This window comes from Microbacterium sp. A84 (assembly GCF_051842815.1).
GTDB lineage: Bacteria > Actinomycetota > Actinomycetes > Actinomycetales > Microbacteriaceae > Microbacterium.
Genome location: NZ_JBPXMS010000001.1, coordinates 557,707 through 572,083 on the forward strand (window position 1 = coordinate 557,707; position 14,377 = coordinate 572,083).

17 protein-coding genes are annotated in these 14,377 nt (G+C 63.8%); 6 read left to right on the forward strand and 11 right to left on the reverse strand.

Features of this window, described 5'->3' with window-relative positions:
- Positions 1-10: 10 nt before the first annotated feature.
- The 3 genes from rimM to rpsP are packed head-to-tail and all read right to left on the reverse strand — an operon-like array spanning position 11 to position 1,258.
- Complete coding sequence (gene rimM, locus ACSU04_RS02835) at positions 11-628, reverse strand: ribosome maturation factor RimM (RefSeq protein WP_439278306.1); 618 nt, start codon at positions 626-628, stop codon at positions 11-13.
- Positions 591-821: an RNA-binding protein gene (locus ACSU04_RS02840; RefSeq protein WP_439278307.1), complete on the reverse strand. Its 231-nt coding sequence runs from the start codon at positions 819-821 to the stop codon at positions 591-593. The genes rimM and ACSU04_RS02840 overlap by 38 nt, the downstream gene beginning before the upstream one ends.
- Positions 822-826: 5 nt before the next feature.
- Positions 827-1,258 carry a 30S ribosomal protein S16 gene (rpsP, locus tag ACSU04_RS02845; RefSeq protein WP_439278308.1) on the reverse strand — a complete coding sequence of 144 codons (432 nt, stop codon included), beginning with the start codon at positions 1,256-1,258 and terminating at the stop codon, positions 827-829.
- A 208-nt stretch (positions 1,259-1,466) separates the two neighbouring features.
- Here rpsP and ACSU04_RS02850 point away from each other — a divergent pair, with 208 nt between their 5' ends.
- A complete protein-coding gene (locus ACSU04_RS02850) occupies positions 1,467-2,612 on the forward strand; it encodes a glutamate--cysteine ligase (RefSeq protein ID WP_439288372.1) in 1,146 nt (381 codons plus the stop codon).
- Between the two features lie 18 nt (positions 2,613-2,630).
- Here ACSU04_RS02850 and glpK read toward each other — a convergent pair whose 3' ends face one another.
- Both glpK and ACSU04_RS02860 read right to left on the reverse strand, forming a co-directional pair.
- A complete protein-coding gene (gene glpK, locus ACSU04_RS02855) occupies positions 2,631-4,130 on the reverse strand; it encodes a glycerol kinase GlpK (RefSeq protein WP_439288373.1) in 1,500 nt (499 codons plus the stop codon).
- Positions 4,131-4,238: 108 nt separating this feature from the next.
- Positions 4,239-5,204: a sugar-binding transcriptional regulator gene (locus ACSU04_RS02860; RefSeq protein ID WP_439278684.1), complete on the reverse strand. Its 966-nt coding sequence runs from the start codon at positions 5,202-5,204 to the stop codon at positions 4,239-4,241.
- An 87-nt stretch (positions 5,205-5,291) separates the two neighbouring features.
- Between ACSU04_RS02860 and ACSU04_RS02865 the strand changes: the two genes are divergently transcribed.
- Positions 5,292-7,004, forward strand: a complete 1,713-nt coding sequence (locus tag ACSU04_RS02865; protein ID WP_439288374.1) for an FAD-dependent oxidoreductase — start codon at positions 5,292-5,294, stop codon at positions 7,002-7,004.
- Between the two features lie 57 nt (positions 7,005-7,061).
- Here the strand turns inward: ACSU04_RS02865 and ffh are convergent, their stop codons facing one another.
- The 4 genes from ffh to ACSU04_RS02885 form a co-directional block, all read right to left on the reverse strand.
- Positions 7,062-8,612: a signal recognition particle protein gene (ffh, locus tag ACSU04_RS02870; RefSeq protein WP_439278312.1), complete on the reverse strand. Its 1,551-nt coding sequence runs from the start codon at positions 8,610-8,612 to the stop codon at positions 7,062-7,064.
- Positions 8,613-8,625: 13 nt separating this feature from the next.
- Positions 8,626-9,126, reverse strand: a complete 501-nt coding sequence (locus ACSU04_RS02875) for an RNA polymerase sigma factor (protein WP_439288375.1) — start codon at positions 9,124-9,126, stop codon at positions 8,626-8,628.
- On the reverse strand, positions 9,123-9,752 hold the full coding sequence (locus tag ACSU04_RS02880) for a hypothetical protein (protein WP_439288376.1): 630 nt from the start codon (positions 9,750-9,752) through the stop codon (positions 9,123-9,125). The genes ACSU04_RS02875 and ACSU04_RS02880 overlap by 4 nt, the downstream gene beginning before the upstream one ends.
- Before the next feature lie 70 nt (positions 9,753-9,822).
- On the reverse strand, positions 9,823-10,410 hold the full coding sequence (locus ACSU04_RS02885; RefSeq protein WP_439288377.1) for a TetR/AcrR family transcriptional regulator: 588 nt from the start codon (positions 10,408-10,410) through the stop codon (positions 9,823-9,825).
- 80 nt (positions 10,411-10,490) lie between these two features.
- Between ACSU04_RS02885 and lipB the strand changes: the two genes are divergently transcribed.
- A complete protein-coding gene (gene lipB / locus ACSU04_RS02890; protein WP_439289414.1) occupies positions 10,491-11,129 on the forward strand; it encodes a lipoyl(octanoyl) transferase LipB in 639 nt (212 codons plus the stop codon).
- A complete protein-coding gene (gene lipA, locus ACSU04_RS02895) occupies positions 11,126-12,118 on the forward strand; it encodes a lipoyl synthase (protein WP_439288378.1) in 993 nt (330 codons plus the stop codon). Before lipB ends, lipA begins: the two co-directional genes overlap by 4 nt.
- Before the next feature lie 10 nt (positions 12,119-12,128).
- Here lipA and ACSU04_RS02900 read toward each other — a convergent pair whose 3' ends face one another.
- Both ACSU04_RS02900 and ftsY read right to left on the reverse strand, forming a co-directional pair.
- Entirely contained in the window at positions 12,129-12,629 is a 501-nt protein-coding gene (locus ACSU04_RS02900) for a DUF2004 domain-containing protein (protein WP_439288379.1), read from the reverse strand.
- A gap of 21 nt (positions 12,630-12,650) precedes the next feature.
- The gene (gene ftsY, locus ACSU04_RS02905) at positions 12,651-13,526 is read right to left on the reverse strand and encodes a signal recognition particle-docking protein FtsY (protein WP_439288380.1); all 876 of its coding nucleotides are present in this window, start codon (positions 13,524-13,526) and stop codon (positions 12,651-12,653) included.
- Positions 13,527-13,673: 147 nt separating this feature from the next.
- Between ftsY and ACSU04_RS02910 the strand changes: the two genes are divergently transcribed.
- Both ACSU04_RS02910 and ACSU04_RS02915 read left to right on the forward strand, forming a co-directional pair.
- Positions 13,674-14,216: a hypothetical protein gene (locus ACSU04_RS02910; protein WP_439288381.1), complete on the forward strand. Its 543-nt coding sequence runs from the start codon at positions 13,674-13,676 to the stop codon at positions 14,214-14,216.
- Positions 14,213-14,347 (forward strand): hypothetical protein, encoded by a 135-nt coding sequence (locus ACSU04_RS02915; protein ID WP_439288382.1) that lies wholly within the window; start codon positions 14,213-14,215, stop codon positions 14,345-14,347. The genes ACSU04_RS02910 and ACSU04_RS02915 overlap by 4 nt, the downstream gene beginning before the upstream one ends.
- Positions 14,348-14,377: the final 30 nt, after the last annotated feature.

Below are 14,377 nucleotides of genomic sequence, written 5' to 3' on the forward strand. Positions count from 1 at the left end.
TAACGATCACTCACTCGGCCTCGGTGTCAGGGAGCTCTTCGAAGAGCCCTGCAGGCGGAGTCACAATGACGCGACCACCTGCGACATCGACGAAGGGCACAATGGCTTCCACGAAGGGAACCATGATATCCGCGTCGTTGCCCGTGCCGGTCGAAGGCCGAATGATGAGTAGATCCTGCGCCGACATGTGCTCGACACGGACGACCTTGCCGACGACCTTCTCGTCGCGGACGACATCGAGGCCGACGAGCTGGTGATCATACCAGGCGTTCTCTTCTACTTCGTCAAGATCCTGATCGATCCAGAGAATGGCGCGCACGAGTCCATCCGCGCCCTCACGGTCGTCGATGCCCTCGAAGAAGACAACGGGACTTCCGTTCATGACCCGGTACTCGCGGACGATGACTGTTTTGCGATGCCACGGAGATGCCTCAGGCACCTGCAACGTGAACTCCGCACCGACCACGAAGCGTCGCTCCGGATTGTCGGTGTACAACTCCAGCTTGAGCGCACCCTTAAGGCCGTGGGCCTTGACGAGGCGCCCGACGCGCAGCTGGTTCTTGCCCTGGTTTCGTTCTGTCGACTCCACGTCAGTCGTCCGCGACGTCAACGCGAATACGCTGCCCATCAGCCAGAGCGGTGATGAGCGTACGCAGAGCCTTTGCTGTGCGGCCGCCGCGCCCGATCACGCGCCCCCGGTCGTCGGGGTGCACGCGCACCTCGAGCAGGTCGCCTCGCGGCGAAGAGGAAGCGGTGATACGAACATCTTCAGGGTGATCGACGATCCCCTTGACGATGTGTTCGAGCGCGGCAGCGAGCACGGCGATTACTCGGCGTCGGTGGCGGGAGCCGCAGCGGCCTCCGCGTCGGCAGCGGCGGGCGCCTCCTCAGCGGGGGCCTCCTTCTTCTCTGCCTTCGGCTTCACGACAGACTTCTTCGCGCCATCGATCTCGAAAGGCACCTTGGGAGCCTTGACCTGAACGGTCGAGACTGCGTCCTTGTCGCCCTTGAACTTGCCCCAGTCGCCCGTGAGCTTAAGCAGTACGGTGACCTGCTCAGACGGCTGTGCGCCGACGGAGAGCCAGTACTGTGCACGCTCAGAGTTGACCTCGATGAACGAGGGCTGCTCGGTGGGGTGGTACTTGCCGATCTCTTCGATCACTCGACCGTCGCGCTTGGTGCGCGAGTCGGCGACGACGATGCGGTAGAAAGGCGCGCGGATCTTGCCCATGCGCTTGAGACGAATCTTTACAGCCACGATTCTCCTGAATTGTGTGGAAGGAAACGAACTGATCGCCTGGAGAGTGGGGTGCACACCCGGCGGAAGCTCAAATGAGTGAACGAGTTCTGGATAGAGGGTCGAGAACATCGTTCGACCCTCCATTCTGCCAGATTCGAGAGCGAGTAGCGAAACGAGAGGCCGATTCGATATTCGTGTCGCGCTCGCTGCGTGTCAAACTGTGCTCGTGAAGCAAGAATTCGCCGTCTCACCCCGGTCCACCGTCGGCCTGGAGTGGGAAATCATGCTGGCCGATCCGGACACCGGAGATCTCGTCAACCGCGCGCCAGAGTTGCTGCACGCGTTGGAAGGTGAGAGCGAATCGGAGCGGCATACCGTCACCGGAGAACTCCTCACCAACACGATCGAAGTGACGAGCGGAATCGGCGATTGCGTGGCACATGCGGTCAGCGATATCGGCGAAGCGATCACCGCTGTCCGCGCCGCAACCGATCCCGCCGGGATCGAACTGCTCTCCGCAGGCAGCCATCCGTTCGCCAGGTGGTTCGATCAGCGCGTCACTGACAAGACTCGGTACCACCAACTGATCGAACGCACGCAGTGGTGGGGACGCAACATGATGATCTGGGGCATCCACGTGCATATCGGCGTCGAAGACCGTGACAAGGTCTTCCCGATCATCAACGCTCTGACCTGCTATCTCCCGCACTTGCAGTCATTGTCGGCGTCGAGTCCGTTCTGGGCGGGTGAGCGCACGGGCTACGCGTCCAATCGTGCCCTGGTCTTCCAACAGCTCCCCACTGCCGGATTACCCTGGGCGTTGCACAACTGGGGCGAGTTCGAGCGCTATCTCGATGACATGGTCCGCACCGGCGTCATGGCCGATGCAACCGAGGTGCGGTGGGACATCCGCCCTGCGCCGCGCTGGGGCACGATCGAGGTGCGAGCATGCGACGGGCTGTCAACGCTGACCGAACTCGCATCGGTCGCCGCACTCGTACAGGTGCTCGTCGAGCATTTCTCGCGCATGCTCGACGCAGGCGAGCCGCTGCCGCTGATGCCAGCCTGGTTCCACCGTGAGAATAAATGGCGCGCCGCCCGTTACGGTCTGGATGCTCGCCTGATTGTGGATGCTGACGGCACACAGCACAGCGTGCGAGAGCATCTGACCGAGACTATCTCTGCCCTTTCGCCCGTCGCGCGGGATCTGGGCTGCGCCGACGAGCTCGCCTCGATCGCAACGATCCTCGATGAGGGCGCAAGCTATGAGCGCCAGTTGGCTGTCGCGGATGCCACCGATGGCGACCTCCGAGAAGTGGTGCAGCACCTCATTCGCGAGTTCCGTTCCGGGCCGGGAGTGCCGGTGATCTGACCGGGCGGGATGGTTCGCTCAGTCCTCGTCAACCCAGTCGAAGGTGCGAGTGACTGCCTTGCGCCAGCGCGCCAGACGGCGCTCGCGTTCTTCCTCGTCGATGGCAGGCTCCCAACGTGCATCCTCACGCCACATGGCGCGAAGCTCATCGAGATCAGCCCAGACGCCGACTGCGAGCCCCGCAGCGTAAGCGGCCCCCAGAGCAGTCGTCTCAATCACAGCGGGACGAATGACGGGAACGCCGAGCACATCGGCTTGAAACTGCATCAGTGTGGCATTGCCCACCATGCCGCCGTCCACCCGCAATTCCTTCAGCGGCACGCCGGTATCGGCGACGACAGCATCCAGCACCTCACGGGTCTGGAATGCGACAGCTTCCAGCGCCGCACGTGCAATATGGCCCTTGTTCGCGAATCGTGTGAGCCCGAGGATGGCGCCCCGCGCATCCGGCCTCCAGTAGGGCGCGAACAGCCCGGAGAATGCCGGGACGACGTACACACCGCCGTTGTCTTCCACAGTGAGGGCAAGTTCTTCAATCTCGGGTGCCTGGGAGATGATGCCGAGGTTGTCGCGCAGCCATTGGACGAGCGAGCCGGTGACGGCGATCGATCCTTCCAGGGCGTATCGAGGCGCGTCCTCGCCGATCTGGTACGCGACGGTGGTGATCAGCCCATTCTCGCTCTCGACGATCTCCTCACCCGTGTTCACGATGAGGAAGTTGCCCGTCCCATAGGTGTTCTTCGACTCTCCGACCCCGAACGCGACTTGACCGAAGGTGGCCGCCTGCTGGTCTCCGAGAATCCCAGCGATGGGCACACCATCCAGCGCGGTGCCGACGGCTGTGCCGTACACCTCCGACGATGAGCGGATCACGGGGAGCATTTCGCGCGGCACACCGAAGGCCTTCAGCAGATCATCGTCCCAGTCCAGCGTGCGCAGGTCCATCAGCAGCGTGCGGCTGGCGTTGGTGACATCCGTGGTGTGGACCCCGCCGTCGGTGCCACCGGTGAGGTTCCACAGCACCCAGGTGTCCGCCGTGCCGAAGAGCAGGTCTCCGCGTTCTGCCCGCTCGCGTGCGCCCTCGACATTGTCGAGAATCCAGGCGATCTTGGACGCGGAGAAGTAGGTGGCAAGCGGGAGCCCAGTGAGGTCTGCGAACCGGCGCACACCACCGTCTGCGGCGAGCTCATCGATGAGCGGCTGTGTGCGGGTGTCCTGCCAGACGATCGCGTTGCAGATCGGTTCACCTGTTGTGCGATCCCACACGATCGCCGTCTCACGCTGGTTGGTGATGCCGATCGCTGCCACGTCGGACGCCGAGACGCGCGCACGTTCGACAGCGACGTCGATAACGGCCTGGACATTCGTCCAGATTTCGGCAGCATCGTGCTCGACCCAGCCCGCCTGCGGGAAAATCTGCTCATGCTCACGCTGACCGGAGGCGACAATGGCGCCCTTCTCGTCAAAGACGATGGCGCGTGTGCTCGTGGTGCCCTGATCGATGGCGACGATATGCATAGTTGTTCTCTCCAGCCGGTGACGGCGTTGTCCGCACTGCTGAACAGCCTAGAAGACGTTGGGTGGATGCTTCAGCACGACTGCACGAACGTGCAGCGCGCCGACGGGTCAAGATCCGACGAGTTGCTCTGCGAGATGTTCGTCCAGGATGAGGTCGGTGATCAAACGGGTGGCTATGGCACCGCGCAGACTCGGCAGCTTTTGTACGCCGGAGACAACGCAGATTCGTCGCGAGGCGCGCGCGAGCACGGGGAACGCCGGTCCAGTGGCGCGGTTGTTCAGTTCGATGTCCTGTGAGCTGCCGTCTTGCCGATAGAAGACCGTAGCGATATCACCCACGATCTGCTCTTCACGGAGACTGCGGTAATCCGCCTTGTCGAGGTATCCGCCGATGTACACGCGGCTGGGAATCTCGGCGAACGGCGAACCGAGTCCGAACAGGATGACGTCAGCGCGTGCCTGTAAATCGAGGACGCGACGCGTGCTTCGCTCGCGCCACATCGCCTCTTTCGTGCGCGCGTCATCGAAGAACGCGGGTACCGGAAACTGTTGGATTCCGGCACCGAACGCCTGTCCGAAACGGTGCAGGATCTCACTGGCGTAGTCCACACCCGTGGTGAACGTGTTTCCTGCTCCGTTGAGCTGCACGACGGTGGAGTTGTGCGTCTCCTTCTTCGGCAGGTGCCTGCTGATCGCATCCAACGTCGATCCCCAGGCGATGCCGAGCGTCATGTTCGAATCGAAGTAGAGCGGTAGCTGGCGTGCGGCACTCATTGCTACTCGTTCGAAGCGCTCGACATCCGACAGGCCCTGCGGTGTAGGCACGACGTGTGCGGCGATACCGAAACGCGCGCGAATACTCTCTTCCAGGCGCAGTTCCTGACCCTGTGGCGGGTGGATTCGGATCTCGACCAAGCCACTGTCCCTGGCTTGGCTCAGCAACCGCGAAACCGAGGAACGCGAGGTTGCCAACTCACGCGAAATCGCATCCATTGTCATGTCCTGCAGGTAGTACATCTGCGCGGCGCGCAATGCTGTGGCCACCTTCGGATCGCTCAGTGCCCTGTCGACCATGACTCCTCCTTGCACATTCGTGCATCCCGCTTGCGCAGTTGTGCCGTTCGGCTCAGGATATACCTGTACGCCCAGCAAGGAGAGACGATGACCGCTATCAGCACCCACCCGATCGAACGAAGTAACGTCCGCGAGGCGCGCGAAAGCGCCCGCACCACCGTCGTCGTCATCGGTGCCGGCATCAACGGCATCTCCACGTTCCGCGATCTCGCGATGCAGGGTGTGGACGTGCTGCTCGTCGAGCGCAACGACTTCGCCTCCGGCGCCACCGCGGCATCCAGCCACATGATCCACGGTGGTATCCGCTACCTCGAGAACGGCGAGTTCCGTCTCGTGAAGGAGTCGGTGCAGGAGCGCAACGGGCTGCTGAAGATCGCTCCGCACTATGTGAAGCCACTCGAGACCACGATTCCGATCTACTCGACGTTCTCTGGCATCCTCACCGCTCCCCTGCGCTTCCTCACTCACAAGTCTGGCAAGCCCCAGGAGCGCGGAGCCTTCCTGATCAAGATCGGCCTCACCCTCTACGACACCTTCTCTCGCGATGGCGGAACTGTGCCGCGACACCGTTTCGTCGGGCGTAAGAAGTCGCTGGCGCAGCTGCCGGCGCTCGACCCCAACATCAAGTACACCGCGACGTACTACGACGCATCGGTGCACGACCCCGAACGACTCGCGCTCGACGTGCTGCGCGATGGCGAAGCGGCTCACGCCGGTGCTCATGCGCTCAACTATGTCGAAGCGATCGGCATGGACGACACGGGCGTCCGCCTTCGCGACCGCGAGACCGGCACCGCGTTCCATGTCGCAGCCGACGTCGTCGTAAACGCCTCCGGCCCCTGGACAGACATCACCAACGAGTCTCTCGGCACTGAGACCGCGTTTATGGGCGGCACCAAAGGCTCGCACATCGTGCTTGATCACCCCGAGTTGCTCGACGCCACCGCTGGTCGCGAGATTTTCTTTGAGCACTCCGATGGACGCATCGTTCTCATCTACCCGCTGAAGGGCCGCGTCCTCGTCGGCACCACTGATCTCGAGGCAGACCCACGCCAACCTGCCCGGTGCACGGACGAGGAAGTGCAGTATTTCTTCGACCTGATCGCTCACGTGTTCCCGACGATCAAGGTCGACCGGTCACAGATCGTCTATCGCTATTCCGGAATCCGCCCGCTGCCGCACCACGACGACACGGCACCTGGCTTCGTCTCGCGCGACTACCGCATCGAGCGCCGCAAGGACGCCTCCTCCCCCGCCGTCTTCAGCCTCGTTGGCGGCAAGTGGACGACGTTCCGCGCGCTGGGCGAGAATCTCGCCGACCACGTGCTGGCGGAGCTCGGCCGCGAGCGTGTCGCCAGCACCGTCGGTGTGCGCATCGGCGGCGGCAACGGTTACCCGAAGACACCGCGCCGCAAGCTCGAGTGGCTGCGCGACAATGTCGGCGACACCGAGCGCGGTCGAGTGCTTTTCACCCGTTACGGCACACGCGCGGCTGATGTCGCCACGTTCCTTGCGGAGGGCGACGATGAGCAGCTGGTCGGTGATGCTCTGTCGACTCGGGAGCTGCTCTGGATGGTCGAGAACGAACAGGTCTGCCACGTTGCTGACGTCGTCTTCCGCCGCACCAGCCTCGCCTTCACCGGCAATGTCGATGCCGGGGTCGTTCGTACGATCGCCGGAGCGCTCGCACCGCTTCTCGAGTGGGATGCCACGCGCGTTGCGGCCGAGATCGACGACACGTCCGCGCAGCTGCGAGACGCCCACGGCGTGAATATTGCCGCAGAGGTACCCGCAGGCTGAACGATCATACGAAGAAAGGCTCCCATCACGTGGTGGGAGCCTTTCTTCGTTTCAGCGTCAGTTCTTGCCGAAGAGCTTCTGAATCTCGGCCATGTCCGCCTCCGTGGGAGCCTTCTGGCCGCCCAGACCGAAACCAGCGCCGGTGGACTGCGCAGTGGGAAGCCCCGCATCCTCGGCTGCCCGCTTCGCGGGGTTACCCGAGCGCGACACCGCCTTGGACTTGCCCTTCTTGCCGCGCTTAGCCGACGCTCCTGGGCGGCCCATGCCTGGCATTGCTCCCATTCCTGGGATGTTCGGAGTGCCTCCGCGTGCGACGGTCTTCATCATCTTCGCGGCCTGCTCGAAGCGCTGGACGAGCTGGTTGACGTCGGTGACGGTCATTCCTGAGCCCCGAGCGATGCGCATGCGACGCGAGCCGTTCAAGACCTTGGGGTTGTGGCGCTCGCCCGGGGTCATCGAGCGGATGATCGCCTCGGTGCGGTCGATCTCCTTCTCGTCGAAGTCCTCGAGCTGCTGCTTCATCTGCCCCATGCCCGGGAGCATCCCGAGCATCTTCTTCATCGAACCCATCTTCTTCATCTGCTGAAGCTGGTCGAGGAAGTCCTCGAGGGTAAAGGTCTCAGTCGCAAGCTTCTCGGCGACCTTCTGCGCCTCATCCTCGTCGAACGCTTCCTGTGCCTGCTCGATGAGGGTGAGGATGTCACCGAGGTCGAGGATGCGGCTCGCCATGCGATCGGGATAGAAGGGCTCGAGGTCATCGAGGCCCTCACCTGTGGACGCGTAGATGATCGGGCGGCCGGTGATAGAGGCCACGGAAAGCGCGGCGCCACCACGGGCGTCACCGTCAAGCTTGGAGAGCACGACGCCGGTGAAGTCGACGCCCTCCTGGAACGCCTTGGCCGTGTTGACGGCATCCTGACCGATCATCGCGTCGATGACGAACAGGACCTCATCGGGGTCAACGGCCTTGCGAATGTCGGAGGCCTGCTTCATGAGCTCAGCATCGACACCGAGTCGGCCGGCGGTGTCGATGATGACGACGTCGTGCTGATGACGACGTGCGTGCTCGACACCGTTTTTGGAGACCTTGACGGGGTCACCGACGCCGTTGCCGGGCTCCGGGGCGTAGATAGTGGCGCCCGCCTGCTCTGCGACGACCTGGAGCTGGTTCACGGCGTTCGGACGCTGCAGGTCGGCAGCGACCAGGAGGGGCGTGTGGCCGTCCTTCTGGAGCTGCTTGGCCAGCTTTCCGGCAAACGTCGTCTTACCCGAACCCTGGAGCCCCGCAAGCATGATCACCGTCGGCGGGGTCTTCGCGAACTCCAAACGGCGCTGTGCGCCGCCGAGGATCTGCACGAGCTCCTCGTTGACGATCTGCACGACCTGCTGGGCCGGGTTCAGCGCCTTGCTGACCTCGTCACCCAGTGCACGTTCGCGCACCTTCGCGGTGAACTCCTTGACGACGACGAGCGCGACGTCGGCATCCAGGAGTGCACGGCGAATCTCGCGCACGGTGCCGTCGACATCGGCAGCGGTGAGCTTTCCCTTCGTGCGAAGGTTGCGGAAGGTATCGGTAAGCCGATCGGAGAGCGTGCCAAAGGTAGCCATGGTGCTCTCGATTCTACGCGAGCGAAGCCTGGACGCTCAGCGCGGCTCGGAGCTGCTCGCGTGCACGTTGGTAGCGGCCTCGCGCGGTGGATGCCGGGATGCCGAGGAGTCCGGCCGCATCCGTGAGGGTGAAGCCATCCCAGTGCACCAGGCGCACGATTTCTGCGAGGTCTGGGTCGAGGCGCGCGATGGCGTCGCGGACCTCAGATCCGGTATCCGATGGTGGCGCTGTCGCGTCGTCCCTAGCCTGTAAGCGGATGCGATCGGCCAAGGCCCATCGTCGACGCTCACCCCGCGCGTGGTTCTGCAGCGTGCCGCGGGCGATGCCGAACAGCCACATACGCGCCTGCTCGTCATCGGCGGGCAGATCACGCACCCGACGCCAGGCGATAACCATCGTTTCGCCGAGGAGATCGGGAGCGTCGTCCGGGCCGACGCGTCGCGCGAGGTACGTGAGGATGTCGGTGCTGCTGCGCTCCAGCGCACGCGTAAGCGGGTCGTCGGCGCGTTTCACTGCTCGCTACCCTCTCCGCTCCAGTCTTCGCCTTCGCAGTGCAGTTGGCTGTGGGAATCCGCGCCTTGGAGATCGCCGTTTCCGCTGTCGTAGCCGTTCGCGACCAGCTCGTTGTGCAGCGCCATGCGCAGTGCCTGCTCGTGCGCGCCCCACTCGATCAGATCAGCGGCCCGAGGATCTGTGACCTGATCTCGTTTGTATATCTCCTCTAAGAACGCGCGATACTCATCCACGAACGGGGCGGCCTCGGCCTCGACATCTGCCGTGGCGAACCAGTCATCGACGATCTGATTCACCTGCGCCTGATTGAACACGTTGTGTGTGTCGATCCCGCTAAAGCGAAGCTCACAATGTCCCCACATCGGCGCCGTATACGTGTAGCTGCGCTCGGGGTTAGCCAACCCTTCACCCCAGACCCAGTCTGATGACGCAGTCGCGACGCCGGCACCTCCCACTAGCAGTAACGTCAGCACCCCACTGAGCACTGCAGTACGACGCGTGCGCTTCGGCGCCGCAGGCACGTCGGCGCGAGCATCCATGATCATTCCGCGAATGTCCGTGGTGGTGATGTCGTGCCGCGCGGGCGCCGAAGTATCCAGCAGCGCGTCAATCGGATCCGTAGCCATGAGTTCCTCCTCGTTCGGGGTGCTTCTACTCATGACCTGTCCGGCCGTCGCGATTTCGTCCGCGTCGGCCTCAAGTTCCCCAGGGAAGATCGTGAATCGCGGCATACGACTCACGCAGCACTGCCTCAGGCGAGCCCTGGCCTGCGCCGTGCTCGGCCCACACCCGCAGCGATGAGAGCACGGCCGCAGCCTGCGCGGCCCCAAGGATGTCTGCCCTGATCACGTCGATACCGGAGGACGTCGCGGCCGCAGCGATCGCTGCAGCGAGGCGCGCATGGCGGATGCCGGTATCGGTGACGAGTTCTTCCTGCAGCCCCATCGCGACGGCGTTGCGCAGCGCAAGAGCCAACGGATCAGGAGCGAAGTCCCGCACGATATGCAGCAGGGTGTCGCGGACGGCTTCGCCCGTGGCATCCGTGCCCATGCCGCTCAGCGCGGCGACTGCCTGCTCGATGCGCTCGTCGAGCCCCGTCCACAGAACATCCGACTTCGACGAGAAGTAGTTGAAGAAGCTGGAACGGCTGACGCCTGCGCGCTGGGTGATATCCGCGACGGATGTCGCTTCGTACCCCTGTTCGAGGAACAACTCGCACGCGGCCTCGGCGAGCGTCTCACGCGAGGAAGCGCGAGGTCGTCCGGCGCGGGGTTCCATCTTCATAGTTTCACCGTACCGCGTGCGACATTCTTCTTCTGATTGACTATTGTTAGACCCAATCCAACAATGCACGAAAGGTGATCATGCTCGACATCCTCACACCGGGTCTCGCGCCAGACCTCGTCCCCTATCTCGAGGGCTGGGAACTGCAGCGACAGGTTCATGCCGACGTCGTCGACGGCACTCGCCCGGACACGCTGCTTCTCCTCGAACACGAAGCCGTCTACACGGCCGGTAAGCGCACCGAGCCTCAGGAGCGTCCGCAGGATGGCACGCCGGTGATCGACGTCGACCGTGGTGGCAAGATCACCTGGCACGGACCTGGCCAACTCGTCGGGTACCCGATCGTGCGTCTGCCCGAGCCGATGGATGTCGTGGCACACGTGCGGCGTCTTGAACGAGTGCTGATCGACGTGCTGAAGCCACTGGGGGTCGATGGATACCAGGTCGACGGTCGCAGTGGCGTCTGGGTGCGCAGGCCACTGTCCGAAGATAAGGTCGCCGCGATCGGCGTACGCGTGCAGAATGGCGTGACGATGCACGGCTTCGCGATCAACTGCAACAACTCACTCGTCGGGTTCCAGGGGATCATCGCCTGCGGCATCACAGACGCCGGAGTCACGACGGTGAGCGAGGTGGTGGCCGCAGACGTCTCCCCCAGCGACATCCTCGACCGCGTGAAGTCCGCGTTCGCTGCCGAGTATGAGGGAGTCCTCGCATGAGCACCGCCGCCCCCGATGGACGAAAGCTTCTTCGCCTCGAGATCCGCAACGCCGAGACGCCGATCGAGCGCAAGCCTGCGTGGATCAAGACCAAGGCGAAGATGGGGCCGGAGTACACCGCGCTGCATTCGCTGGTGAAGGAAGAAGGGCTGCACACCGTCTGCCAGGAGGCCGGCTGCCCGAACATCTTCGAATGCTGGGAGGACAAGGAGGCAACATTCCTCATTGGCGGCTCCCAGTGCACTCGGCGCTGCGACTTCTGCCAGATCGACACCGGCAAGCCGGCTGACTACGACACGGATGAGCCGCGACGCGTGGCCGAGAGTGTCACGCGCATGGGGCTTCGCTACGCGACCGTCACCAGCGTCGCCCGTGATGACCTGCCCGACACCGGAGCGTGGCTGAACGCCGAGACCGTCAGACAGATCCATGCGCAGAACCCGAACACCGGGGTCGAACTGCTGGCGAACGATCACAGCGGCGATCCCGCATTCCTCGGCCAGATCTTCGATGCACGGCCTGAAGTGTTCGCGCACAACGTCGAGACCGTGCCGCGCATCTTCAAGCGCATCCGGCCGGCGTTCCGTTACGAGCGCTCGCTCGATGTACTCACTCAAGCGCGCAGTGCTGGCCTCATCACGAAGTCGAACCTCATCCTCGGCATGGGCGAGGAGCCATCCGAAGTGATCGAGGCTTTGCAAGATCTCCACGACGCCGGATGCGACATCATCACGATCACGCAGTATCTGCGCCCGTCGCCCCGGCACCTACCCGTTGCTCGCTGGGTCAAGCCGGCCGAATTCGTCGAGTTCAAGGAAGAGGCAGAGCGCATCGGGTTCCTCGGCGTGCTCGCCGGGCCTCTTGTGCGTTCCTCGTATCGCGCCGGACGCCTCTGGGCACAGTCGATGATGTCGAAGGGCCGCGAGATTCCGCCGCACCTCTCACACATCGCCGCAAGCGCCGACCTCGGCTTCGCCCAGGCGGTGTAGTCGCCAGAGGCTAGTCCGCGCTCATCACCGACTGCACGCTGCCATCGGATGCCAGATTCACCAGCAGCACCTCATCGGCGTCATCGGGGTCGAGCGCGTACTCCAGCACCGCGAAGGGTTCAGAGCCACCGTGTTCGTCGGCGAGGATCGTCATGCTCATCAGGCGCATCGAGCGGATGATGTCGACTGCAGCGTCACCGCTGACGTCGACGAGCACGTTCTCCAGCTCGTCGCCGTAGGCGAGTTGCTGCTGCAGGATGTACTCGGTCACCTCGCTTGTGCGGTCGTCGACCTCGGCGAGCATGCCGCGCCTGGCCGTGTCATCCACGTCTTCCAGGCCGGAGATGAGCGATGCGGCGATGTCGAGCGCATCCTGCGAGACGTCGTCCTGGTCGGGCGCGGTGAGATCAACCGTCACCGCCTGGTCGCCGAGCTCCACCGTCTCGCTCCAGAATATCGACCCGTCTGGCCCGGAGGACAGGAGCCCGAAGTAATCGTGTTCGATCGCCATAACGCTATAAAACCAGTCCCATCACTGACCGACAAGGGATGCTACGAAGACGTGGGGTGTGAATCCGGTGAGATCATCGATTCCCTCGCCCTGTCCAAGGAGTTTGACCGGGATGCCAGTGCGCTCCTGCACCGCCAGCACGAAGCCACCCTTTGCTGAGCCGTCGAGCTTGGTGAGCACGAGACCGGTAACTCCGGCATGCTTGAGGAAGGCCTCGGCCTGCATGACGCCGTTCTGCCCGGTGGTGGCATCCAAGACCAACAGCACCTCGCTGATCGGCGCCTGTTTCTCGATCACACGACGGATCTTGCCCAGCTCATCCATGAGCCCGCCCTTGGTGTGCAGGCGTCCAGCGGTGTCGATGATCACGATCTCGATGCCCTCGCGCTGCGCGAATTCAACAGTCTGATATGCGACGGATGCTGGATCCTGGCCCTCCTGCTGCGGGCGAACGATTGCCGCTCCCCCTCGCTGGGCCCAGGTTGCCAGCTGGTCGACGGCGGCAGCACGGAAGGTGTCTGCCGCACCCACGACGACGCTGCGCTGGAATCCGCGCAGGAACTTCGTGAACTTGCCGATCGTGGTGGTCTTGCCGACGCCGTTGACGCCGACGACAAGCACAACGGCCGGACGCTCAGTGAGCTTCAGCGTCGTATCGAACTTCGCGAAGTGCTCCTCGAGCGTCTCCCGCAGCATCCGCTGCAGATCCTTCGGGTCGGTGGTGCGGAACCGGGCGACCTTCTCACGGAGTTCTTCGACGATGCGCTCGGAGATGTCAGGGCCGAAGTCAGCCGTGATCAGCGCGGTCTCGAGCTCTTCCCACGTCATCTCATCGATCGTGGGCTTGACGAACATGCCGCGCAGTGCGCGACCGAGGGACCAGGACTTCTCCGCCATGTCTCCAGCCTACGGTGCCGAGGCTGGGCGCCGTCCCGATTCCCGGACGCCGGACCTCACGCACGGCGTGTCAGAGGCTCCGCGAGGTCTGACACGCCGCACGGACCTGTGTCCGTCTGGGATTCGGCACTGCATAGGCTCGGGTGCATGACGTTCACCAGGCTGTACATCCACGGTGCGGGCCGTCGTGGGACGGCAGCATGGCCGGCCGCCGACCACGCGCTCGGTGAGTTCCTCAGTTTTGAGCCAGGATCGATGATCCCGGAGCAGGTCGAATGGCTCGTTCGCAGCTGTTCGAAGCAACGCACTGTCCTCTTCGCGCACTCCATCGGCGCAGTGCCCGCCGTCCTCGCCGCCGCATCCGGCGACCTCGGTATCGCCGGACTCGTGCTGGTGGAGCCCGCCCTCTACGACATCGCGCGCGGTGAGGCTGAGGTGGAGCGCCACATCTCGTCCGTCACCGAAGCGCGTGCACAGGCGGATGCCGGGAACCTGCGCGGGTTCTGGGCGATCATGCGTCCGCTGATGTTCGGCGGACCATTCGACGCCGACGTGTGGGAGGCCGAACGACCGGTCGCCGAGCACTGGGCGGACACAAATGTCCCGTGGGGACACGGCATCCGTGATCACATGCTCGCTGGCATCCCGACGCTCGTCGTCACAGGCGGATGGAACGAAGAGGCCGAATGATCGCTCGCATCCTGACCGAGAACGGCGCACGGCAGGTCGTCTTGGAGGGTGCGGCACATCGCCCACAGGATCTCCCAGGCTTTGCCCCGGCAGTCGAGGAGTTCGAGCGCACCCTCCATTCGCACCTGTGACCGTGCACAACTTCGGAGCGCAGAGAAGAC